This window comes from Reichenbachiella sp., assembly GCF_039969095.1.
GTDB lineage: Bacteria > Bacteroidota > Bacteroidia > Cytophagales > Cyclobacteriaceae > Reichenbachiella.
Window position 1 is genome coordinate 544,835 of sequence record NZ_JBDVOL010000010.1, and the last position, 25,355, is coordinate 570,189.

Consider the following 25,355-nt stretch of genomic DNA (forward strand, 5'->3'; position numbering starts at 1 on the left):
CAATTTTCGCATGCCTGAAATGCTATGAAAAGCCAGCGCTTTTTTATTAGCATTTTATCATTAACTTTGGCTCAAATTTGGGGTGGCTTTGCCTCATGCGATTTTCTGAATCTACAAACTTAAATATAGACTAGCGAATGAAATTTATAGTTTCTTCCTCTTACCTACTCAAACAGTTGTCTGCCATTAATGGTGTGATTACAACTAACCCAGTAGTTCCAATTTTGGAAAACTTTCTATTTGAAATCACGGACGGCAAACTGACCATTACCGCATCAGATTTACAAACTTCTATGATTACAGAACTAGAAGTTGAAGCCAAAGAAAACGGCAGCATAGCCGTACCTTCTAAGATCTTATTGGAGACTTTGAGAAACTTACCAGAGCAGCCAGTTACTTTTAGTATCGACGAAGAAACTTATAGTATTGAAATCAATTCTGACAACGGTCGATACAAATTGGCCGGAGAGAACGCTACTGATTTCCCTAAGGTGCCAAGTGTTTCTGATGGGAATGATGTAAATATTTCGTCTGACGTTTTGGGCAATGCCATCAACAACACGATCCTTGCAACTAGTAGCGACGAATTGCGTCCAGCGATGACAGGAGTTTATTTAAATTTGTCTGATACAAATACGACTTTTGTAGCCACAGATGGACATCGTCTGATCAGATATAGAAGGGTAGATATTGCGGCTGATAATGGAGCCAACATGATCATTCCTAGAAAGGCTTTGACCTTGTTGAAGTCTACATTGCCTAGCAGCAATACGAATGTGAATGTACAATATAACGTGGCTAATGCGTTTTTCAAATTCGATGGTATCCACATGGTTTGTCGATTGATCGATGAGCGTTTCCCAGACTACGAAAACGTGATTCCTGCAAACAATGACAATGAAATGATCATTGATAGAACGGAGTTTTTAGGTTCGTTGAAGCGTATAGCGATTTATGCCAACAAAACAACTCATCAGGTTCGATTGAAAATCACCGGTAGTGAATTGGTAATTTCATCTGAAGATTTAGATTTCTCAAACGAAGCCAACGAACGTTTGTCATGTGACCACAATGGAGCAGATATTGAAATTGGGTTCAATGGTAAATTTTTGATTGAAATGTTGGCCAATGTAGATTCAACTCAGGTGTCTATGAAGTTTTCTGAGCCAAATAAAGCGGGGTTACTTTTCCCAGTGGACAAAGATGACAACGAAGACCTATTGATGCTTGTCATGCCAGTGATGTTGAGCAATTATTCTTCGTAAAAGAAGATAATTCCTGAAAAAATAAAAAGTCCCGATGAAAATCGGGACTTTTTTTATACTCCGAAAATAAGGCTAGTTAAAAGCCTAAGGCCTTTTTCTCTTTCACATCTAACTTGATGTAATTGAAGTCTTCCCAAAAATTTTCTGAAAAGGAAGAGGCTTGATGAAAGAAAATGTCGTCTTTGGTCAATGATTCAGTAAGTTCTGGTTTGGTTGTGATGGTCTCAAAATCTGTAACCACTAACAACGCTTCAAAAGATACAGTCTGACCATGCTGATCCCACTCACCGAGATAGGAGACCCTGTGGATATACCAGCTGCTATTGACCTCTTTATATTCTTCTACCCACTTGACTTTTTTCCAAAAATTCTGTCCATGTAGTAACGGCTCATATTCAGTGCGAATAATGGCCTTCGATTCTGAATCGATGAATATCATTCCCCGGCAGTCGGCTTTTTTGGATTTGGGTTCGAAGTGAATTTGAAAGACTTCGCGACCATCATACCAGGTCAGCCCTTCTTTTGTGTAAGTGTAGTGATCCAATTTCTCCTCCTTGACAAAACTATCAGTCCTCCTCGTAACGCCATTGATCATATCCGTGGCATGACCATGGATCAATGGCATGAACATGGTGTCTAGGGAAGCAAAGGTTTTTTTTCTGGTTTTACGAGCATGTATGGTTGGTTTTTCTTTGCTATACACCGTAGGATAGTAGATGTCGAATATTCCTTCTGCCAAATAAATACAATCCTTGTCGGTGGTTAAGGTTTCTTTATAGTAAGAAGAAAGTAATTGGTCTGAGTACTCATAATTGATCTGATGATAATTATTGACATCCATCAATACTTGTTCTGCAGTGACCACGACTACCTCTTCCAGCATTTCTACTTTCGGTGTTAAAGTGACAAATAGGTTGGTGTTATCGGTATCAAGTGCAATGGCAGCTGTTTCGTAACCAATGAACTTGATCAGTAATGAATTTTCTGCTTTGTGGTAATTGATTTGAAAAACAAATTCCCCTTCCAGGTTAGTGGTTGTTCCAGTATGGTTATAGATGATATTGGCGAATGCTAGTGGAAGACTAGTCGCTTGATCAATAACTTTTCCGGAAACTTTCAGAGCAGTTCCTTCTTCTAGGTTAGGAAGGTTGGCTAGAATTCCGCCTGCTATCAATAGCATTACGGATAATAGAACCAATCGCTTCATGATTTTTGCACACTAATTGTCTAATAATTTAAATCTTTCTTAGCTGATTATTAGAATAATACCAATCCATGTGCTGATGAATGGATGAAGTAATTTAGATAAAATAATATTATTTATTGCAATTATTGGTCGTATGAATAGCAACTATTCGTCGAATAAACTCTCCATGCCAACCATCATAATTAAAAATGAACATGAAATTGTGATGTTTTTAAGATTTTATTGTCAGTTCGTCAAACAATTCTCTGATTTTTGGGTCAGAAGGACGAGAAGCATTAGGATCTAATATATTTCCTTCAGGATCGATAATAATAAATCTTGGAATTCCATCTATGGCGTAAGCCTTCACAAATTCGGATTTCCAATCGTTATCAGCAAACAATTGAATGCCTTGGAGCTCTTTATCAGCGACCATCTGTTGCCATTTTTCAAAGTCTTTTTGTACATCAATAGAGATACTCACAAATTCAATAGGTGCATCGTGGTAGTCGTTTTCTAAACTTTTCAACGATGGAATCTCTCTCAGGCAAGGACCACACCAAGTAGCCCATACATCGATATAAAGATATTTTCCACTTAGGTCTGCTAAAGAAACAGTGTCATCATTTATACTGTGATAGTCGAATGTAGCAGATGGCATCCCAACTTGCAGTTTTCTTATTTTCTCTATTTTCTCAGTCAGTTTGGCATTAATCGTGCTATCTGTACTTATAGACATGATACCGTTATAAATGGCTTCTGCATTTTCATTTCCAGCTTGGACATCATAAATGAAGCTTGGAATAATACCGTCCTTGATGGTGGAAGATTCAATATTTCTTATTGCAGCAAAAGCAGCTTCAATCTCTCCACGTTGGATCATTGCTCCAAAATAGCTCTGGATTAGATTTTTGTAATTGCTAAGTAAATTGAAATGAGACTCATTGTTGAGTTTGATATCAGCAAGGTTTTGATTGAATCCATCTGATACCTTAAACTCAGGGTCTTTTGTAGCGAATTGATGATAATATTCGTAGTTGATGAATTGAACAAGGTATTCATAATGAACATTTTTACTTTCCAAGGCAATAAAATCGGTATCTTCAATTTTTGATGACCCCAGTAGTTGTGTCATTTGTTCTTTCCAGTCAGCCACCGTTTTAATGAACTCACCTTCGTCTTTTGAGAAAAGAGATTGAAAATCAATGGTGAGTTCTTCATCTAGTCGAGCTTTGTTAGCTAAATAGTTGTTGATGTTTGTGCCTTTTCCTTCGTTATTGAATATTAATGTCTCATCAAACATTGGTTGATCAATAGATAAATCAATGACATAACCTTTGTCAAGAAAAATATTGGTTCTTTCTCTTCCAGAATAGAATAGGTAATATCCTCTTTCAATTCTCAATGTATCAGAGAAAGTACCATCCGAATTGAGATCAATATCGTAAGAGAAATTATTTCCTTTTACCGTAACATACGTTCCATCTGTGTTAGCAATGGTTCCTGAAAACAAGACATAATCAATGTCGCTATTAGGTTGGCAAGCAGCTACTGCAAGCGTTAAAATGATTAAGTAAAATGAGTGAAAATTTTTGAGTTTTATTGACATTTTATGGGTGTTTTTTTATTTCAAGATACTTATTCTTTTGGAAGCTCTACGATAAATTTTGATCCCTGATTGAGCGTGCTTTGGACTTTCACTTTCCCGTTGAGCGCATTGACATGATTTTTAACTAAGTACAATCCTAAGCCTCTGCCATCGATTTTACCATCGAGTTTTTCATAAATTAAAAATAATCTATTCTCATCAGCTTCTAGATTGATACCAATGCCATTATCGCTTACGGAGATCACGTAGCTGTCTTGAGTTTCTTTAAAACTGATCTTAACCTTCGGCTGTACATCTGATCTTCTAAATTTAATGGCATTATCCACCAGATAGGACAAAATGTTTTTAATGAAATCGTGCACAGATTTTAATTGTGAATCTGGCATAATGTCAAATTCTATTTGAACATCATTGTCTTCTATCACACTCCTGAAATTGATAAGAATATCATGTACCATCGGGTATAGATCAATGACTTCCCTTAATTTTTTCTGGCCTTCACGAACAGTCAATGTCTGATTCAAGTCTTTGATGATTTGATCAAGGTTGACTGTACTTTGTTCTATTAGATTCAGAATTTCAAGATTATCCGAGGTGACAGAAGATTTGTCAAAAATTTTGGTTAACCCCATCATATTCGAAAGGGGGCTCCTGAGGTTGTGAGAAATAATGAAAGCAAACTCCTCCAGATCTCTATTCTGCCCTTTTAAGGTTTCGATTAGATTAGATTTTTCTTTTTCATTTTCTACACGATCAGTAATGTCTTGTATGATACCGTGCAATTCATTCCCTTCAATCAGCGAATTTTGTTCGCCTGTAAAAGTACTACCATCTCGTCGCTGAAACGACATCTGGTAATCAGTCAATTTCCCACTTTCATTTAATTCATCCAATAGCTCTTCCCGATCTTCTGGATTTGAATAGAGTGCAAAACAATTTTGTCTGAGTAGTTCTTCTTCTGATTCAAAACCAAACATCTCCACCATGGCTTGATTGACAAACAATAATTCACCTTTTACATTGGATCTAAAAATGGCAACTGGCAAGCTGTCAGCCAAAAGATGATATTTTTTCTTTTCCTGAAAGAGCGATTTTGAAATTTCCTTCTGTGTAGTAATATCTTGGGCAGTTCCAAAAAGACTGTTTGGCTTTTTGTCTTTATCAAATATGGCGCGGCCTGTGGCAGCGATGTATTTTATATCTCCAGTGCTAGTGCGAATGCGATATTCCATTCTTCGAGATACGCGACCATTCAAATGATCTCTCATGGACTGATCAAACATGGTTCTATCCTCTTCAAAAATTAGTTTCCGAAGATGGTCTATGTTGGGACCTTGATCTTTTGGGAGGTCGAAAATGGCGTACATCTCATCCGACCAATAAACTTCATTGGTTCGAGTGTTCCATTCCCAACTGCCGATTTTGACTTCTTGCTGTGCTTGCCTAAGCATAAACTTCAGGTTCTTATTCTCCTGAAGCAATTTTTTGTTAGGTGGTATGCGTTGCTTGAATCGTCGGCTCCACGTGCCTTGATAAATTGAGTATACTCCACTACCAAGTATTAACATACCTAATAGGGTACTCACAGTACTCTGTATCTCCATAAATGCTACTCTGCGAAACTGGTACAGGTGGATGTACATTTCGCATTTATTTAATCTAACCTTTCTTTCTCAAGTCTAATCTATATCAAAAGGAAATCCTAGCCAAGAATTCAAATAAAACTTTAAACTACACTTGAATAAAATTATTGTAACTGCTTGATTTACAGTTGCTTTTGTCTTAAGTATTTTTTCAATTCTTTAATTGGGTTTAAAAGCATTAAAAATGATACTTTCGCAGTGAAAGTCTTAACCTTCCCAAATGAGTAAATCAAGAGTAATTGGCATTGTTTTAGCCTTGTTAGGTGTGGTGCTGTTTTCGGCAAAAGCTGTGATGGTCAAATTGGCTTATCAGTATGATGTAGATGCTGTTTCGCTGTTGCTTTTGAGAATGTTATTTGCTTTACCGTTCTACGCGGTTATTGCGCTGGTGAAACGACCCAAAGATCCAAAAGTGATGCATTCAAATATTTATTTGTGGATTCTAGGTCTGGGTGTTGTTGGATATTACCTGGCGAGTTTATTCGATTTTTTAGGATTGCAATTTATCAAGGCAAGTCTTGAACGTATTATCTTATTTGTCTATCCCACAATTGTTCTGCTTATTTCAAGAATCTTTTTCAAGAAAAGAATCACGAAACGACAGTTGCTAGCTATAGTGCTTACATACCTGGGGATTGTATTGGCTTTTTCATTGGAGTTTTCATTGAAGAGTGAAGATTTGTTCATAGGATGTGGTCTGATATTCCTCAGCGCGCTGACCTATGCTTCCTACATAGCTGGGAGCGGATGGTTGATTCCGAAAATTGGGGCAACTGTATTTACATCTTATGCTATGATAGTTTCTTGTATTTGTGTGCTTATACATTATGCGATTGTAGGTGATTTTGAATTGGCAAATTATTCTTTTGAAGTTTATGTTTTGGCGCTTTTCATGGCCATATTGTCAACCGTTATTCCTTCCTACTTAGTATCATATTCAATAAAAATGATTGGGGCACCAAGTTTCGCTATTGTGGCAAGCTTTGGTCCTATATCCACGATTTTATTGGCTCACGTTTTTCTAAGTGAAAGTATGCACTGGGCTCAGTGGATTGGAACCTTTTTGGTTATCATAGGGGTCTTTTTCGTTACGAAAAAGGATTGAATGACTAAATAATGATTTCAATCATAAACTTCAAGTTTAACAATTAGTACGTTTGCAGTTGGAAATTTTTAAGGCCTATTAAATTGCTATGAATCAGTCGCTAAAAAAGGCAACTTAATTCATTTTGTACAGTTAACCATTTCTACTACTGTGGGTGATCTATTAGAGCTAACGGTTTCATAAAAACGATTGAGGAGAGGAATCTGATATAATGATATTAAAATTTTTAAAGCCACTGTTTTCAAACAAATTGACCACAGTGCTCTTAGTGCTTTATGCCTTCACTATGGCATATGCGACTTTCTTGGAAAATGACTTCGGCACACAAGCCGTTCTATCTATCATTTATCGAGCCTGGTGGTTTGAAGTAATCATGGGATTATTGGCTCTGAACTTTGCGGGCAACATCTGGAGATATAAGCTTTATCGGAAAGAGAAATTGGCCATTTTAACTTTTCATGTAGCCTTTATAGTCATCCTGATAGGGGCGTTTGTAACACGCTATGCTAGTTTCGAAGGAATTATGCACATCCGAGAAGGTGATTCTACCAACAAAATCGTTTCACAAGATCGATACCTGATGATCGATGTGAAAAAAGGAGAGGAAGTAGAAACCTTTGAAAGGAAACTAAACCTTTCTGTTTTCAAACAGCCGGATCTGGTCGTAAACATGGGAGCCAACGATGAAATTAAGATTGAGCCCAAAGCATTTGTGCCACAAGCAGAACAGCAAGTGATTGAAGCTGAAAATGGATCGACAGTCTTGAAACTGGTGACTACTTCAGGTGAGGGTAGAGAGAATTTGTTTCTGGCTTCTGGTGGGGCGTTGCTCATTAATAACTATCCGGTGACCTTCGATCGTCCAGTAGATGGCGCGATTAACATTTTTAGCAAAGGAGAGGAGTTGTACATCCAATCGCCTTTCGAAATGAACTTTATGGTAATGGCAACACAAAATGCGGGTATATTGCCAGCAGATTCGTTGATGCCCTTGCAAACCAGAGCGCTCTATCGCGGTGAAAACACGCAATTTGTGATCCCTGAGGTGTATGACAAAAGCTCGATTGTTTACCTGCCTGCCAAGGATCAGGAGAAAGGCAAAATGCTGGATGATCTACTATTCGTGAAAATCCAATCTGAAGACCGATCGCAAGAAATATTGTTGAGTTCGTTCGATGGCAACTTCAGCGAAAAACAACATCTGGAAATAGGTGATTATCATGTGGACATCAGCTACGGGCCTAAACCAATTGAAATTCCGTTTTCTATTGAACTTAGAGATTTTCAATTGGATCGTTATCCGGGGTCTACCAGTCCGTCTTCATTTGCTAGTGAAGTGACGATTATTGATGAAGATTCTTCTTTTCCTTATCGGATTTATATGAATAATGTGTTAGACCACAAAGGCTATCGTTTTTTTCAAGCATCTTATGATACAGATGCTCTTGGAACCGTGCTGTCAGTCAATCAGGATTTCTGGGGTACAAACATTACCTATTTGGGTTATACATTAATGACCTTAGGCATGTTGTTGACGCTCTTTGGTAAATACTCCCGTTTTCAAACTATCAATAAAAAGCTGAATGACTTGAAAGCCAAAAAAGTGGCAGTGACCATCGTGTTGTTCATGTTAGGGTTTGGTGTATCGGCACAAGATGGACAAAGCAAATTCAACTATGAGCAATCGCTTTTGACGAATGAAATCGATAAAGACCATGCTTCTAAGTATGGGGAATTGATGGTGCAGGATATGGATGGTCGTATCAAACCGATCAATACGTTGGGTTCTGAATTCCTAAGAAAAGTACATGGTAAATCCAGTTTCAAAGTGAGTGATGGGGATTATACTTCCAAACTCAACAGCGACCAGGTTTTCCTTATGATGCACGTCAACCCTTTGGTTTGGCAACAAGTGCCCATTATCAAAGTTGATCCTGATGGCGGAAAAGAAATTATAGCAGTTATAGGTGAACGGGAGGATAAATATCACACCTTCATCGACTTTCTGGATAAGGAAGGCAATTATTTGTTGACCGATATGGTAGATGTAGCTAGCCGTAAAAAACCAGCCGTTCAGAATGCTTTCGATAAAGAACTGATCAAAGTAGATGAAAGGTTCAATGTCTTTTTTCAAGGATTGACAGGTAACTATCTGAAATTATTTCCTAAAGAAGGAGATCCAGCTAATACGTGGTATACTGGCAACTTCGAAGGGCAGACTTTTACGGGAGAAGATTCGACATTTGTGAGACGAATTCTTCCGATGTATTATCAGAGCATCATGGAATCGGTACGTGAGAAGGACTGGAGCAAAGCAGATGAAGTGCTGGGTTATATCAAAAAGTACCAAGACATCAAAGGTGCAGATGTATTGCCAGATAATGGCATCATCAAAGCAGAACTCTTATATAACAAGCTCAAAATATTTAATCATCTATTTGGCTATCTGTGGTTGTCCGGCATCGCCTTGTTGGTCGTCGCGATCATGAAAATATTCAAATCAGAATCTAAGGCGATCAACGTGGCCAACAAACTACTGGTTGGTTTAGTATTCCTTCAGTTTCTGGCAATGACGTTCAACCTGGGATTGCGCTGGTATGCTTCGGGTCATGCACCATGGAGTAACGGCTACGAGATGATCATCTTGGTAGGGTGGGGCTTGCTTTTCTTTGCTTTTATCTTTTACAAAAAATCCAATTTTGTGGTGCCTTTGGGTGCGCTGTTTGCCGGGACTTTGCTGTTCGTGGCTTTCCTCGATTGGCTCAATCCAGAGATCACCAATTTGGTGCCTGTATTGAAGTCTTACTGGCTCAAAATTCATGTGGCGATCATCGTGAGTAGCTATGCGCCACTAGGCTTGTCGGCTTTGTTAGGTTTGATGACTTTAATTTTTATGATCATTGACAAGAAGAAAAATCTGAAGATCGACATCACCATGAAGGAGATGACCTACATCAATGAAATGTCCATGACGATCGGTTTGTTTTTGTTGACGATCGGGACTTTCTTGGGTGGTGTATGGGCCAACGAATCTTGGGGTCGCTACTGGGGATGGGATCCGAAAGAGACCTGGGCTTTGATTTCTGTCATTGTTTATGCGACAGTACTTCACCTACGTCTCATTCCCAAACTGAATGATGCTTACGTATTCAACACCGCCAGTGTGATTGCCTTTTTCTCAATTATCATGACGTCCTTCGGGGTGAACTACTACTTGTCTGGGTTGCACTCTTATGCCAAAGGTGACCCGCTACCGATTCCTACTTTTGTGTACTATACCGTAGCTATCATATTAGGGATTTGTGCCTGGGCATACTTTGCGAGGAGAAGGAATCAAAAGGTATGATATCTTTGGATGTAGTAGGGAATAAACATGTTGTAAAAAAATGAGATTCATTAAACCAGACGAGATTTCAGGTAAAATTCTATCACTATTAGAAGAAAGCAAGGAACGAGTATTGATAGTCTCTCCTTATGTAAAAATTTCTAAATGGTATAAACTAATTAAGAAGTTAAATTCTCTTCAAGATCGAGGGATTAAATTGGAATTCATTATCCGCGATGATGAAACTAACCGCAACTCTTTTGAAGAACTTGAACGCCTAAATGTTAGGTTTCGAGCAATTCCAAATCTGCATTGTAAGCTGTACATCAACGAAAGAACAGCAATTTTCACATCAATGAATCTACTTCTGAGTTCAGAAATTAACTCACTTGAGCTCGGGTACGAAACTGAAACAGAAGAAGAATATCTTGAACTTCATAATTTTTGCCAGAATCACTTAAATGTTGAATTCTCCATCCAAACACATTCAAATAGCGATCAATTGGCAGATAGATTGATAAATGAACTTTCTTCAAAAACCAACAAACGAGTAAGGATTAAAAAAGAAAACGGATCTTTTAGGATTAACACAATCACTAACAACTATGACTGCTTTATTTGGAATAGAGGAAATGAAAATAGATTAAGAGTTTCCGGCATACTATCTGGACAAGAATTTGAAAATCTATCTAACAATGGTGGAATAATTGTTCCGAATCTATTAATTGAATATCAGCCAGGTAACGGTAAACATTACGACATGGCATGGGGAACTGGAATGGCTAATTTAAAATCTCAAAACCTTGACGCCGTTGCTGATAGCGAACTGAACATTCTACTTACTAACATAATTGATTTTGTAAAGGCAATAGATGAATTCAAAAGAACTCCTCACAACAAAGACTTCCATGAATAATCCCTTATTAACTAATTAACTAAAAACCCTCCTTATGGTAGCTAGGAATTGTTTTATGACATGAATTAGATGAAATAGAGTACGTATTTTTCTATTTTACTTTCATTTAATTGATTACACAAAGCATCATTAACCATGAAGAAATTCACATTTTCATTAGGCTATATATTAACACTGACTTTTGTTGTTGGTATTACGTTCCAACTATTTCAATGGCCATTTTCGAATACTATTATGCTGGCTGGCGTGACTGGACTTGCAGTCTTGTTTATTCCGTTATGGCTTCTTTTTCAATATGAGGTTCATGTTGCGGTGAAATGGATAATGGTTGCCCTGAGTTACGCACTTATCTTTTGGTTTGAATATTTGAAATGGCCAGGTGCAGGAGAGTTACTCTTGCTCGGCTCTTTATTATTTGGGTTTGGAATCTTGCCCTATTTCTTTTTTAGACTTTATAAGAAGTCATTGGAAAATATGTAATTCGTTCTTCCGCTCTTGCTGGTCTTGTGATCAACAATCAGCATTAGATGATTTTGTTTTCAAAGGAAAGAATGAACTCCAGCTTCTGAAATTTGGATTCAAAATCAATACTTCTCTGGCACAAACGTTTGGTAGTCCTTCGGAGGTCTGACGTATTTTTTGTCCCTGGGAAGAGGAGGGAGATCAATCGGGTCGATATGCATCGGTTCGTAAGGAATTTTGCTCAGCATGTGACTGATGCAGTTTAATCGTGCTTTCTTTTTGTTGTCAGCATCTACCACAAACCAAGGTGCCTGTTTGGTGTCGGTGTGGGCAAACATATCATCTTTGGCTTTGGAGTATTCGAGCCACTTGGCTCTGGACTCCAGGTCCATGGGGCTAAATTTCCATCGTTTGAGCGGATTTTCAATTCTACTTTTGAATCGTTTTTCTTGTTCCTCGTCGCTCACCGAAAACCAGTACTTGAGTACAATGATGCCTGATCGAACCAGCATACGTTCAAACTCAGGGCAAGACCTCAAAAATTCATCGTATTCTGCTGTGGTACAAAATCCCATGACTTTTTCCACACCAGCTCTATTGTACCAGCTTCTGTCAAACAAAACAATCTCTCCAGCAGCTGGTAAATGTGCCACATAGCGCTGGAAATACCATTGCGTCTTTTCTCGTTCGGTAGGTACGCCCAAGGCTACCACTTTGCAGACCCTAGGATTAAGCGGCTCAGTAATTCGTTTGATAGTGCCTCCTTTGCCTGAGGCATCTCGCCCCTCAAAAATGATAACCACTTTTAAGCCCTGAGATCTCACCCATCTTTGTAAATGAATCAGTTCGACATGGAGTTTGTCTAATTCTTTTTCGTAATTGAAGCTGTTGCTTTGATTTGCCATGTTTCAATTTACAAAAAAATGATTTTAGATATGGCAATCAACTAAGTCGAGATGGGTGGCTATTGTATCTACTCCGGAAAGTTCAAAACTAAAAAGGGTGCAAAAATCACGAAGAACTTTGCACCCTCTTCAATGTACATCAACCGTGGCTGATGTGCACTGCCAAACTACCGTCCAAAGCCCTTTAATGTTGCAGATCAACTTTCGTCAACCTGTCCGCTTAAAACCTCTCTGAAATTCGATTTAGTTTGACGTATCTCCTTAAATCTTCCCTTCTTTGAGATTGTCTTTCGACTGACTTTTTTCTCTTATTTGGTAATTCTAAGGTAGAAACTAAAACAGCTTTGTACAATAATTTTGCACTTCTCTTATCCTCAACTTTCCCACGCGATATACACAGGTTATACACATATGCCATTTCATATATCAAAAAGGGCCTAACATTAGTTGTAATCATCCGTAGACCGTAAATCAACAATTCTAATGGCATTACAAGATTTAGGTTATACTTCAGATTTAGAAGATTATAGGAATGAGCATGGACTTAATTCGTTAGATGTAGGACGTGTGATCGCTGAGCACCGAGAGCGCTACGCCGTAAGCACTTCGGAGATGGTTTATGACGCCGAATTGTTAGGTAACCTCAGATTTACCGCAGAGAGTCGTGAAGATTTTCCAGCGGTTGGCGATTGGGTGGCACTTTCTCCTTACGACGAAGATAAAGCTTTGATTCATGCAATTTACCCCCGGCGTGCCACACTAGTCAGACAATCCGTGGGTAAGAAAGGAGAAAAGCAGATCATTGCCACAAATATTGACGTCGGATTTATAGTTCAATCTGTCAATCGTGATTTTAACATCAATAGACTAGAAAGATATTTGACAATTTGTCATTCCGCAAAAATTGAACCTGTAGTCATACTCAGTAAAATAGATTTGCTAGAACAAACAGAGTTGACTAATGTGTTGGCGGAAGTTGAAAGTCGCATCAAAGAAGTAAAAATTATACCTGTAAGTAGTCAAATGTCTAATGGTTACGATTCTGTTTTAGCGCTTATTGAAACTGGAAAGACCTATTGCCTACTTGGTTCTTCTGGAGTGGGTAAGTCTACGTTGCTCAATCATCTTTCTGGTCGAGAACAAATGGAAACTGGAGAGATTAGCGAAAGCATCGATCGAGGTAAACACGTGACTACACATCGAGAATTGGTTGTATTAGATAATGGCGGTATTATAATCGACAATCCAGGTATGCGGGAAGTAGGTATTGCTGATGCTAATGGTGGCCTGGAAATGACTTTCGATGAAATTTTAGAACTATCAGAAGATTGTAAGTACAAAGACTGCTCACATTTACATGAAGATGGATGTGCCATTCTCAAAGCCCTGGAAGAGGAAGAGCTAGATCAGAATTCCTATGATAACTACCTCAAAATGTACAAAGAGAAAAGGCATTACGAAACTAGTGAGGAAGATAAGAAACGCAAGGACAAAGGATTTGGGAAGATGATGAAACAGGTCAAAAAAGTAAGAAAGCAGAATAAGTATTAGACTTATTGTTCATCAAACTGACTATCTATGTCCTGTTCTTTTTTGATGGCAGGACGGTAGATTTCAAATTCCACGCGACGGTTTAGTTTGCGGTCTTCTTCTGTCAATTCTTTCACTATGGGCTGGGTGCTCCCGTACCCCTCATTTTCTACTCGGTTTGAAGCCACACCTCCGAATATTACGATGTAATCTCTAATGGTCTGGGCGCGATCTTTTGACAATTGCAAGTTCAGTTGATCCGAACCGTATTTATCTGTATGCCCCGAAATACGTAGGTAAAAATCAGGATTGTCATACATAAAATTGATAATCTTATTCAAATCTCCATACATCTCTACTTTAAGGTTAGCCTGACCAGCATCGAACTCGATAGATTCAAATTTTACTTTACTGGCGATAGGTTCCGTTACTTCATGGAATTGCGCGGGGCCGTCCAGATAAAACATCTCTTCAATTCTAAAATATTCGTCTCCTTGTATGATTAGCAAGTAATTGCGATGATTGATCAAATCAAATTCAAAAGTACCATCTGGTTTGAGGTATTTTGGAGCTACAGCAGTTCCTTCATCCAGGTCTATGACAGATACGATTCCTGTAAATGGTTTGCCTGTGAGCGAATCAGTCAATGAACCAGATATTTTGGTCAATGCTTCTGGCTGTGCTTCCATAGGCAATGGAAAAGAATACAAATCCAGCATATTCAAATCATGTGTAGCTGATCTGGAATAAAACAAATCTTTAGACTCTGAGTCAATAGAAAAATAAAATTCGCTTCCACGCCCATTGACTAAGGGGCCGATATTAATTGGTTCGCTCCATTGGTCATTGTTGTGGTAGGACTTGTAAATATCAAATTCTCCAAACTTGAATAACTGTCCATTCGAGCTAAAGAAAAGCACTTCATGGTTAGGGTGATAGAAAGGACTCACTTCATTTTTTCTGGTATTCACCACTGGTCCTAGGTTCTGTGCGGGCATCCATTTGTCGTCATCATTCTTATAAGTGAAATAAATGTCTGACAGACCAAAACCACCAATTCTGTCAGAAGCAAAGTATAAAGTGTCTTCGGTATGAGACAAACTAGGATGAGAATCCCAACTGACGCTATTCACTGTAAATCCAATATTTTCGATATCCGTCCAAACACTGTCTTCATTGAGTTTAGCCAGAAAAATATCACAGTTACCCATAGAACCCGGAGAATCACATCTTGAGAAAAATAGCGTTTTTCCGTCCTTAGATATGCAAGCAGATCCTTCATTATATTGTGTGTTGATCTCTTTCAAATCGGTGCTTAATTCCCAATAACCATCTTCTTTGACTGAAATAAACAAGTCCTCATTTTTTCTATAAGTCAATCCTTGAAAACGTTCATTTCGTTTGGAAGTAAAAATCATTACTTGATTATTCATTCCTAAGGTAGGGGCATAGTCTGCTTGTCTGGAATTAATCTTTCGTCCCATATTCAGAAGTACTCCTCGTGGTGGGCGAATGGTGTCGATGGCCTTTCTGTGTTCTACCAATTTGTAGTAATAATCCAGCGGAACAAAATTGTCAATCTCCTGCGTATTGAGAGAGTCATAGTACAATTCAATCTCTCGAATATCAACACTTTGATGATGGTGGCGAAGTGCCAGCTTGTAAAGTGATCGAGCTTCTTGTTCTGTGCCATAGATTTCTGTCAATTTGGCTAGTCTCCAGATCCAATACGTGTCTATATAAAAATTTCTTATTCCAAATTGCATCACATATGATTGCAAGGCTGGGTAAAGCTCGGACCATTTCTTTTCTGTTTCTAATTTTTGGATGTGCTGTAATTTCGACTTGTCATAATACTCATTGATGACATTGATGTTTTTGAAGTTATATATACTGAATTGCCCCTCTGTGCCTAAGGTGTCAATCTGCAATAGGGCGGCGCTTTCCTTCTTTTTACCTAATAACTGCGCATTTGACGATGAGATGGTCAGTACTAAAATCGATAGCAGTAAAAAGATATTTTTGGATAAAGTTCTAAACAATGAAATTTCCTTTTTTCGTTACAAGCACATAGGCTATCTTAAGTTTTTGTAAGGTTGTGTCACTTTTTTCAAATTTAGTACAGTCAACTTTCATAACGAATGAAAGCAACGATTAAATATACTTACTTTGGCATACCGATTGTAATTATAGCGTGACTAAAAAATAGACCAGCTGCATACGTGCAATTGTGCCAATATGACAGCTTAGGATGAATACTATATGGAGTTGAATAATTTTTATAATTCTTATCTTTTTTCTGAATTGGCTGATGAAGATGCTGAGGAACTTATACCACTAGATCTCACAGGAGAAGATGACGAATTAGAACCAGGAGATCTTCCAGAAGAGCTACCGATATTGCCATTAAAGAATGCTGTTTTGTTTCCAGGAGTCGTAATTCCTATTACTGTAGGGAGACAAAAATCGATACGATTGGTGAAGAAAGCTTATCGCACCAATAAGATAATTGGAGTGGCAGCACAAATGAATTCAAGTGCAGAGGATCCAGGAGAAAAAGAAATATATAAAGTAGGTACTGTTGCCAAAATTTTGAAAATGCTGGTATTGCCCGATGGGAATACAACCATTATTATCCAAGGCAAAAGTCGAATGGAGATAAAACAGGTGGTTCAGGAGAACCCCTATTTGACAGCCAAAGTTGATTTGCTTCATGAGAATTTTATTGAAGATGAAAACAAAGAGACTGTAGCCATCATTTATTCTTTGAAAGATGCGGCTAAGAAAATTTTGAAACTCAACCCAGAGATTCCAAAGGAGGCGCAAGCGGCTTTAGAGAATATCAATAGTTTCAAGTTTCTAACACATTTCTTATGCTCCAATATTAATACTGAAGTAAAGGATAAGCAGAAATTGCTCGAAATTAATGATGGCAACAAAAGAGCAGAAGCTCTTTTGAAGTACATGTTGAAGGATATTCAGGTCTTGGAGCTGAAGCATGAAATTCATGATAAGGTAAATACGGACATCGACCAGCAGCAAAGAGATTATTATTTGCGACAGCAAATGAAAGTGCTACAAGATGAGCTAGGAAATGGAGGAGCTGAACAGGAACTCGATGAGCTGAGAGCCAAAGGCCTGAAGAAAAACTGGTCTAGTGAAGTAGCAGAGCATTTTGAAAAAGAATTGACCAAAATAGAAAGAATGAACCCCATGGCAGCCGAGTACCCTGTGGCCATGAACTATGCAGAATTACTGGTCGAACTACCTTGGGATGATTTGTCAGAAGACAATTTTGATCTAAAACGCGCCAAGAAAATATTGGACGCGGATCACTTTGGATTAGAAAAGGTTAAAGATAGAATTATTGAGTACTTGGCGGTGCGTAAACTCAAAAATGATCTTAAGGGACCTATTTTGTGTTTGTTTGGCCCTCCGGGAGTGGGAAAAACGTCATTAGGCAAATCTATCGCTAAAGCTTTGAATAGAGAATACGTGAGAATGTCTCTCGGCGGTGTACATGACGAAGCAGAGATTCGTGGCCACAGAAAAACATATATTGGCGCCATGCCTGGTAAGGTGATTCAAAACATCAATAAAGCAAAATACTCAAATCCAGTATTTGTACTTGATGAGATAGATAAAGTATCCTCTGATTTTAGAGGTGACCCTTCTTCTGCTTTGTTGGAAGTATTGGATCCTGAGCAGAACGAAACATTCAAAGACAATTTTCTTGAAGTAGAATATGACTTGTCCAAAGTGCTATTTATAGCTACAGCTAATTCATTGGATACGATCCAACCTGCACTTCGAGATAGAATGGAGATCATTGAAATCACGGGTTATACTCTGGAAGAAAAAATCCAAATTGCTAAGAAGCATTTGTTGCCAAAGCAATTGGAAGAGCATGGTCTAAAATCTAGCCAATTGTCTATGGATAAAAAGTCATTTGCCAAATTGGTTGATGATTATACACGTGAATCTGGTGTAAGAAATCTAGAGCGAAAAGTAGGTGCTGTGGTTCGCGATGCAGCCAAATCTATCGCTATGGAGGAAGAGTATCAGAAGAAAGTGACTCCAGAAGAAATTAGAAGGATTCTTGGAGCAGAAGTTTTTGACAAAGAACTCTATCAAGACAATAAGCACGCTGGAGTAGTGACCGGATTAGCCTGGACTTCAGTTGGAGGGGAGATTTTATTTATAGAATCCAGCCTGAGTAGAGGAAAAGGAAAGTTGACGTTATCTGGACAACTCGGAGATGTGATGAAAGAATCAGCCATGACCGCGCTTTCTTACCTCAAATCGAATGCTGAGAAATTGAAATTGGATTATCGAGTCTTTGATAATTACGATCTTCATATCCATGTACCTGCAGGAGCTGTTCCTAAAGATGGGCCATCAGCAGGTATTACCATGTTGACTTCTCTTGCTTCGGTGTTTACGCAACGAAAGGTTAAACAAAAGCTGGCGATGACAGGAGAGATTACCTTAAGAGGTAAAGTGTTGCCAGTAGGAGGAATCAAAGAAAAGATTTTGGCAGCGAAAAGAGCAGGCATAAAAGAGATTATTCTTTGTCAGAAAAATAAAAAGGACATAGACGAAATCGACGATAGATATGTGAAAGATTTGAAATTCCATTTTGCCGAAACCGTAGAAGAAGTATTGAGTGTGGCTTTGCTCCCTCAAAAAGTTCCGAATGCAATGGAATTGGTAATTACCGAACAAAAATCATAAGTTCATTTATCTTCGAGTGTGCAAAAAATAATAAATATGAAAAAACCCGCTTTAGCTTTTCTATTATGGATGCAAGTGGGTTTTTTATTTGCGCAGATCGAGGACTCCTTTCAATTTCTAGATCTACCGGTAGGAGCTAGAGTAGCTGGATTGGGAGGAGTGATTACTACCTCTACTGATGCTGATGTAAACCTGTTTTTGTCCAACCCTGCTCTCCTTGATTCGGCCAATGACAATCATGTTTCTTGGTCTTATTTAGGTTTTTATGCAGATGTGAAATACAACACTTTCGCTTATGCCAAAACTTTTGAAAAAGCAGGTACATTCGGGATTGGTGTTCAGCACCTTGGGTATGGAACTATAGACAGTTATGATATCTCAGGAAATACTATGGGTACTTTTGATGCCAATGAAACAGCCGTTGTTATTTCTCACAGTCATCAATTGAGCGTATTTAGGTTGGGAGCCAATTTGAAATATGCCCATTCTGGAATTTATACTTTTAATAGTTCGGCCTTAGCTCTTGATATTGGAGGGGTGTTTATACATCCAGACAAGGAACTGATGTTTTCAATTCTGTTTAAAAATTTAGGATTTGTGGTGTCTGATTATTCAGAAACTTCTGATTCATCTTTGCCTTCTGATTTGCAGTTAGGGCTTACATTCAAGCCTGAGCATATGCCATTTAGATTTTCATTTACAGGTTATCACCTATTTAACCCAAATGAAAATTATTATGATGAGTCAATCAATGATGACGAGGGAAAACCGGGTGTGGTAGACCGAGTGTTTCGACACATTAATATTGGAACCGAAATATTATTCAGCCGTAATTTCAATATACGATTGGGATATAACCACAGGGTAAGAAAAGAAATGAAACTGTCAGAAAAAGCAGGATTGTCTGGGATCTCATTAGGATTGATGGCAAGAATCAAAGCTTTTGAACTCTCCTACACTTTTACCAACTATCACGTAGATAGTGGGCGCAGTTACTTTACTATTACAAGTAATTTGAATCGAGTATTTAAGAAAAAGTCAATTATTTAAAATGTTATCAAAAGATCAATACCTCACTCCCAAACAAATTGTAGCGGAGTTAGATAAATATATTATAGGACAGAATGATGCGAAACGCAATGTAGCCATTGCTTTACGTAATCGATGGAGACGGATGAATGTGAAGACTGAAATTCAGGGTGAAATTGTGCCTAATAATATTTTAATGATTGGCGCTACGGGTGTAGGTAAAACTGAAATTGCTCGTCGTCTGGCTAAAGTAGCAGATGCTCCATTTGTGAAAGTGGAGGCCTCTAAATTTACGGAAGTAGGCTATGTAGGTAGAGACGTAGAAAGTATGGTTCGTGATCTGGTAGAGCAATCTGTAAGTTTGGTGAAGCATGCACAGAAGGAAAAAGTGAAAGAGAAAGCCGAAGATATTGTAGAGAATATCATTCTGGACGCACTAATTCCACCAGTAAAAAAGACGCCTTCACCTGTGTCGACTAATTCAGATGGGACGCAAACGATACCAACAGAAGATGCTGAACTCAATGAAAAGACAAGAGAGAGGTTCAGAGAAAAAATCAGAAATGGTGAGCTAGAGGATCGCAAAATTGACATCAGTGTAAGTCAGAATTCTTCTGGCGGAGTGGGTATGATTGGAGGTGGAGGCATGGACGAAACCTCCATGATGAATATCCAGGAAATGATAGGGCAGATGATGCCTAAAAAATCCAAGAAAAGAAAAGTAACGATCGCTGATGCTCGAAAACTATTGATGGAAGAGGAAACCTCTCGCCTGATCGATATGGACGAGGTGAAAGAAGAAGCCATAGCTAAGGCTGAAAATACCGGTATCATTTTCATTGATGAAGTGGATAAGATAGCAGTAGGCGCTTCTAAAAAAGGCGGACCAGATGTGAGTAGAGAAGGAGTGCAAAGAGATTTGTTACCCATAGTAGAAGGAAGCGCAGTTAATACTAAATATGGTGTGATCAATACAGATCATGTATTGTTTATTGCTGCGGGTGCGTTTCATTTTGCTAAGCCATCGGATCTAATTCCAGAATTGCAAGGCAGATTTCCGATCAGAGTGGAATTGGAGAATTTGACTAAAGAAGATTTTGTGAGAATATTGAATGAACCAAAAAATGCACTTACCAAGCAGTACACTGCGTTGATTGGATCTGAAGATGTAGATATTTCATTCAATCAAGAAGCCATAGAAGAAATTGCTTCTATTGCTTTTGATATCAATTCTGAAATCGAAAATATTGGAGCCAGAAGATTGCATACAGTCATGAGTCGATTACTCAATGACATTCTTTTTGATATTCCAGATGTAATTGGACCAAATGCTAAGATTGTAATTGATAAAGAAAAAGTGCAGGAAAAACTGAACGGTATGGTGGAAAATAAGGATTTGAGTCAGTTTATTTTATAAGTTGCACACCTATGCTACTCACTACTAAAATCCCATTAAAGTACATTTTTACGAGTACCTGGAAGGATTTATGCTTCGTTTTTTGCGTAGCTATGTTGACAGTTTTGGCATATAAGTATTACGATATTGCCAATATACCGCCGAATATTACTGGATTAGTGGGTACCTCTATCTCGCTAGTCATAGCTTTCAAGCTCAGTCAATCTTATGATCGCTGGTGGGAAGCAAGAAAAATATGGGGTGCCATTGTCAACGATTCGAGGACATTAGTTTTACAGTTGCGGAGTTTTACGATGGGTGAAGAGACTGGAATTGTTAGTCAGATTGCAGAGCGACAGATCGGGTGGTGTTACTCCTTAGGACAAACCTTGAGGAAATTACCTCCGATGGCAGGACTTGATTCGTTTTTATCCACAGAAGAATTGAGTCAAGTTGAAAAACATAAGAATGTTCCTCTTGCCCTTTTAGACTTTCATGCCTCAGATTTAACGCGACTTCGTAAGTCTGAAACTATTAACGATTTTCAGCAGATTCAATTGGATAAAACCATTGTTAGGTTGTGTGAATCGATGGGAAAGGCAGAACGGATAAAAAACACAGTATTCCCTACGACCTATAGACTTTTCTTGCGTTGGTTTATTTACATATTTGTGGTTTTATTATCTATCACTTTGGCCGAAACCGATGGCTATGGAGATATCCCCTTATTACTTCTAATTACCGGGCCATTTTTCCTACTTGAGAAAACCGCTTATTTCCTTCAAGACCCTTTTGAAAATCGGCCTACAGATATTCCCGTCACTCAGATTGCCAAAACCATTCATTGGAATATTAGGCAACTTTTAGGAAGTGAAAATTTGCCTGAAACACATCAAAGCGGAGAATTTTTTGTGATGTAATTGAGTCATTTCTCAATAGTATAAATTGAAATTGATCGAATACCTGTGATAATGTTTTTTGGTTAAAGAATAATTTCCGTATCTTATTCCTAATCTGAATTAGTTGAAGAATTTTTTATTCATTTTTTTGAAAAAAAAGGAAAACATTCTAAACCACCCATTTAAAAAAATATCTCTGGCAATATTGCTAGTTTGGATTGGATTGATGGTGGGCTGCAATGAAAGCGATCCCAGAGTAGATGACACTTCTGAACAGAAAGACTATGGCTTATTTGAGCCTGTAAATCGTATCAGTCTCATCCAACCGGACGAAATCACCATTGGTGAATTGCCAAAAACTAAAGCGATAGGGACAACAGTAAGGTCGAAACCTCCTCTAACCAGAACTTTTTCACCATTTACCATTAAGTGCAAGGAGCCCCAAATTGTACCAATTAATCGGAAAAAATTAGAAACCATTGTTGTCTCTGACAATGATGCCAATCGAATCACTACGGTTGACTCCATTCGTCCTCAACTCATTTCTCAACCTATTCCAATTAAGGCATTGCCCATGAGGTTTAAAGATGCGGCACAGTTTAATATTCAGTACCTAGATGTAGAACAAGGAATCTCATCTTCATTTATATATTCTATGTATGAAGATAAAAAAGGCAATTTATGGTTTGGAACGTATGGAGGTGGGTTATGTCGCTATGATGGAAAAAATATCCACAACTATACGGACATAGAAGGTTTGTCAAACAATAGAATCCGAGTGATTAAAGAAGATCGTTCTGGCAATTTATGGATTGGAACCAATGGGGGCGGAGCGATTAAGTACGATGGTCAGAGTTTTACCAATTACTCAGTGGAAAATGGATTGGTAGACAATCGGATCTATGGAATTCATGAGGATAGGAAAGGTAGATTATGGTTTGGTTTTGCAAATGGTAGTGCGAGCCGATTTGATGGGGAATCATTTTTTACATTATCAGAAAAAGATGGATTGAGTGGTGATCGAATTTATTCTATTTTGGAAGATCGCGGAGGTAATGTTTGGTTTGGTTCAGATGGAGGAGGTATTTCTATTTATGATGGAAATAACATGCTTAGATTAAAAGCAAAGAATGGGCTCCCCAGCAATCAAATAAGATCAATAATAGAAGATGAATTTGGAGATATTTGGATTGCCACCAATGGCGGTGGATTATGTAAATATGATGAGAAAACTTTGACCTTGTTTGGGGAGAAGCAGGGATTGCCAAATGGAAAAATACTATCGATGATTCAGGATAGTCAAGGAAGTTTTTGGGTGGGAACTTATGGCGGGGGAGCTATCAAATTTGATGGAAATCAATTTAGTCATTATATGGAGGCAGATGGCTTATCAAATAATACAGTTTTGAGTATTCTGGAAGATCGAAGTGGTAATATTTGGTTTGGCACCAATGGTGGGGGCGTGAGTAAATTCAAAGAAAATTCATTCAATAGTCATGTTGCCAAAGATGTATTGGAATATAATACGATCAGATCTATAACAGAAGATAGAAGAGGCAATATATGGTTTTGTACAGATGGCCAAGGAATGACTAGATTCAACGGATCTGCCTATGAAACATTTAGTGAAGAATCAGGCCTGCCCGACGGCAATATTTATTGCATGATAGAGGACCGAAATGGTGTGTTTTGGTTTGGGACACGTGGAGGAGGTGTGTTTTCTTATGACGGTCAAGTTTATACGAATTATAAAGAAGAAGATGGGCTGGCTCATAATAATGTGAGATGTATGTATGAGGATATCAATGGCAATATTTGGTTTGGAACTTATGGAGGAGGCGTAAGTCGTTTTGATGGAGACACGTTTGTTACTATAAGCGAAGCAGATGGGCTGGGAAAGAATATTGTACGTTGTATAACGGGCGATAGGAAAGGGAATATATGGTTTGGTACTGACGGTGGCGGAGTATCTAAACTCACTGGGGATAAACTCACCAATTATACCGAGCAATCTGGTTTGCCTAGCAACATAGTTATGACCATATATGAAGACAGAGCAGGGAATATATGGTTGGGAACTTGGGGAGGTGGCTTATGTAAATTTGACGGAAAAAGTTTTGAGCATTATACCAAAGAAAGTGGTCTGACTCATGATTTAGTGCTTTCAATTATTGAGGATAGGAAGGAAAATCTTTGGGTAGGGACTGAAGCTGGTATAAGCGTAATTCAGAGCAAAGGTGATCAGTTAGTTTGTACCAATCTAACGAAATGGGACGGATTGAAAAGACTTGATTTGGCACTCAATTCGATCTGTTTGGATAGCCAAAATCAAATGTGGTGGGGTCATGGCAAAGGAGTTACTAAATTGGATTTGAATTCTTTTACTACCAGTAAAACTCACCCTGAAGTCCAATTGAATTATGTGGAGATCAACCAAGAATTCGTGGATTTCAGGAAAGCCAGGAATGCTGCTGATGAAGAACAACCATTATTTAATGAAGTTAAAAGCTCGGTCGTGCCATTTTATAATTATCCGGAGCAGTTGAGAGTGCCATATAATCAAAACCATTTAACCTTTCATTTTTCAGCTATTGATTGGGCAGCACCTCATAAAGTCCAATATCAATATAAGCTGGATGGGTTTGATAAAGAATGGAGTCAGTTTAAGTCTGACGGCGTAGCTGAATATAGAAATATTCCTTCAGGCAAGTATATGTTTCTTTTTAAAGCGATTGGTGAATCGAATGTGTATAGTGAACCACTTAGCTATTCGGTTGAGATTGTTGCCCCTTGGTATGAAAATATTTGGGTTAGATTCATATGTGTATTGATATTTATTGGATTGTTATACGGATTCTTTAAATGGAGGATTAGGCAGTTAAGTCAAAATCAAAAAGTGTTAATGCATATTGTAGATGAGAGAACCAAAGAGTTAAGGGATTTAACAGAAGAAATGAAATTGGCAAATGAAAAGCTAATTCAAAAAAATGAGCAAATATCCAATCAATCTGAAAAACTTAATACTGCCAATGAAGCGTTAAATTCTGTAAATGTCAACTTGGAGAAAATGGTAAATGATCGGACGAAAGAGTTGACAGCAAAAAATAAAACACTTTCTGATTATGCATTTATGAATGCGCATAATTTGAGAGTTCCAGTCGCTAATATCAAAGGTATTATTCAACTCTTTGAGTTCAAATTACCGAATGATCAAAAAGAAGAGCTTATCCAGAAATTAAAAGGACAATCTGACGATCTGGATCAGGCGCTCATAGACATAACCAACCGGCTGGAGAACGATAAACTACCCAACACCGATTCTGAATAATGAATTGAGTTGAGAATGACTAT

16 protein-coding genes are annotated in these 25,355 nt (G+C 38.1%); 11 read left to right on the forward strand and 5 right to left on the reverse strand.

Annotated elements, in window-relative coordinates:
- Nucleotides 1–137 precede the first annotated feature (137 nt).
- Entirely contained in the window at nucleotides 138–1,265 is a 1,128-nt protein-coding gene (gene dnaN / locus ABJH98_RS05590) for a DNA polymerase III subunit beta (RefSeq protein WP_348306649.1), read from the forward strand.
- 76 nt (nucleotides 1,266–1,341) lie between these two features.
- Here the strand turns inward: dnaN and ABJH98_RS05595 are convergent, their stop codons facing one another.
- The 3 genes from ABJH98_RS05595 to ABJH98_RS05605 form a co-directional block, all read right to left on the reverse strand.
- Nucleotides 1,342–2,472: a carboxypeptidase-like regulatory domain-containing protein gene (locus ABJH98_RS05595; RefSeq protein WP_348306650.1), complete on the reverse strand. Its 1,131-nt coding sequence runs from the start codon at nucleotides 2,470–2,472 to the stop codon at nucleotides 1,342–1,344.
- 211 nt (nucleotides 2,473–2,683) lie between these two features.
- On the reverse strand, nucleotides 2,684–4,060 hold the full coding sequence (locus ABJH98_RS05600) for a TlpA disulfide reductase family protein (protein WP_348306651.1): 1,377 nt from the start codon (nucleotides 4,058–4,060) through the stop codon (nucleotides 2,684–2,686).
- Between the two features lie 29 nt (nucleotides 4,061–4,089).
- The gene (locus ABJH98_RS05605) at nucleotides 4,090–5,703 is read right to left on the reverse strand and encodes a PAS domain-containing protein (protein ID WP_348306652.1); all 1,614 of its coding nucleotides are present in this window, start codon (nucleotides 5,701–5,703) and stop codon (nucleotides 4,090–4,092) included.
- A 220-nt stretch (nucleotides 5,704–5,923) separates the two neighbouring features.
- Here ABJH98_RS05605 and ABJH98_RS05610 point away from each other — a divergent pair, with 220 nt between their 5' ends.
- The 4 genes from ABJH98_RS05610 (at nucleotide 5,924) to ABJH98_RS05625 (ending at nucleotide 11,529) form a co-directional block, all read left to right on the forward strand.
- Complete coding sequence (locus ABJH98_RS05610) at nucleotides 5,924–6,808, forward strand: DMT family transporter (protein ID WP_348306653.1); 885 nt, start codon at nucleotides 5,924–5,926, stop codon at nucleotides 6,806–6,808.
- Between the two features lie 211 nt (nucleotides 6,809–7,019).
- Complete coding sequence (gene ccsA, locus ABJH98_RS05615; protein WP_348306654.1) at nucleotides 7,020–10,154, forward strand: cytochrome c biogenesis protein CcsA; 3,135 nt, start codon at nucleotides 7,020–7,022, stop codon at nucleotides 10,152–10,154.
- Between the two features lie 40 nt (nucleotides 10,155–10,194).
- Complete coding sequence (locus ABJH98_RS05620) at nucleotides 10,195–11,049, forward strand: phospholipase D-like domain-containing protein (protein WP_348306655.1); 855 nt, start codon at nucleotides 10,195–10,197, stop codon at nucleotides 11,047–11,049.
- Nucleotides 11,050–11,184: 135 nt separating this feature from the next.
- On the forward strand, nucleotides 11,185–11,529 hold the full coding sequence (locus tag ABJH98_RS05625; RefSeq protein ID WP_348306656.1) for a hypothetical protein: 345 nt from the start codon (nucleotides 11,185–11,187) through the stop codon (nucleotides 11,527–11,529).
- Between the two features lie 104 nt (nucleotides 11,530–11,633).
- On the opposite strand, the gene ppk2 is transcribed toward ABJH98_RS05625, so the two are convergent.
- Nucleotides 11,634–12,416: a polyphosphate kinase 2 gene (gene ppk2, locus ABJH98_RS05630; protein ID WP_348306657.1), complete on the reverse strand. Its 783-nt coding sequence runs from the start codon at nucleotides 12,414–12,416 to the stop codon at nucleotides 11,634–11,636.
- A gap of 483 nt (nucleotides 12,417–12,899) precedes the next feature.
- Between ppk2 and rsgA the strand changes: the two genes are divergently transcribed.
- A complete protein-coding gene (gene rsgA, locus ABJH98_RS05635) occupies nucleotides 12,900–13,967 on the forward strand; it encodes a ribosome small subunit-dependent GTPase A (protein WP_348306658.1) in 1,068 nt (355 codons plus the stop codon).
- Between the two features lie 2 nt (nucleotides 13,968–13,969).
- On the opposite strand, the gene ABJH98_RS05640 is transcribed toward rsgA, so the two are convergent.
- Nucleotides 13,970–15,988 carry an OmpA family protein gene (locus tag ABJH98_RS05640; RefSeq protein WP_348306659.1) on the reverse strand — a complete coding sequence of 673 codons (2,019 nt, stop codon included), beginning with the start codon at nucleotides 15,986–15,988 and terminating at the stop codon, nucleotides 13,970–13,972.
- 220 nt (nucleotides 15,989–16,208) lie between these two features.
- On the opposite strand from ABJH98_RS05640, the gene lon reads away from it, so the two are divergent.
- The 5 genes from lon (at nucleotide 16,209) to ABJH98_RS05665 (ending at nucleotide 25,332) form a co-directional block, all read left to right on the forward strand.
- A complete protein-coding gene (lon, locus tag ABJH98_RS05645; RefSeq protein ID WP_348306660.1) occupies nucleotides 16,209–18,680 on the forward strand; it encodes an endopeptidase La in 2,472 nt (823 codons plus the stop codon).
- A gap of 36 nt (nucleotides 18,681–18,716) precedes the next feature.
- Nucleotides 18,717–19,730: a type IX secretion system protein PorQ gene (gene porQ, locus ABJH98_RS05650; RefSeq protein WP_348306661.1), complete on the forward strand. Its 1,014-nt coding sequence runs from the start codon at nucleotides 18,717–18,719 to the stop codon at nucleotides 19,728–19,730.
- A gap of 1 nt (nucleotide 19,731) precedes the next feature.
- Entirely contained in the window at nucleotides 19,732–21,126 is a 1,395-nt protein-coding gene (gene hslU / locus ABJH98_RS05655; RefSeq protein ID WP_348306662.1) for an ATP-dependent protease ATPase subunit HslU, read from the forward strand.
- Between the two features lie 11 nt (nucleotides 21,127–21,137).
- Nucleotides 21,138–22,025: a bestrophin family ion channel gene (locus ABJH98_RS05660; protein ID WP_348306663.1), complete on the forward strand. Its 888-nt coding sequence runs from the start codon at nucleotides 21,138–21,140 to the stop codon at nucleotides 22,023–22,025.
- Between the two features lie 103 nt (nucleotides 22,026–22,128).
- Entirely contained in the window at nucleotides 22,129–25,332 is a 3,204-nt protein-coding gene (locus ABJH98_RS05665; RefSeq protein ID WP_348306664.1) for a two-component regulator propeller domain-containing protein, read from the forward strand.
- Nucleotides 25,333–25,355: the final 23 nt, after the last annotated feature.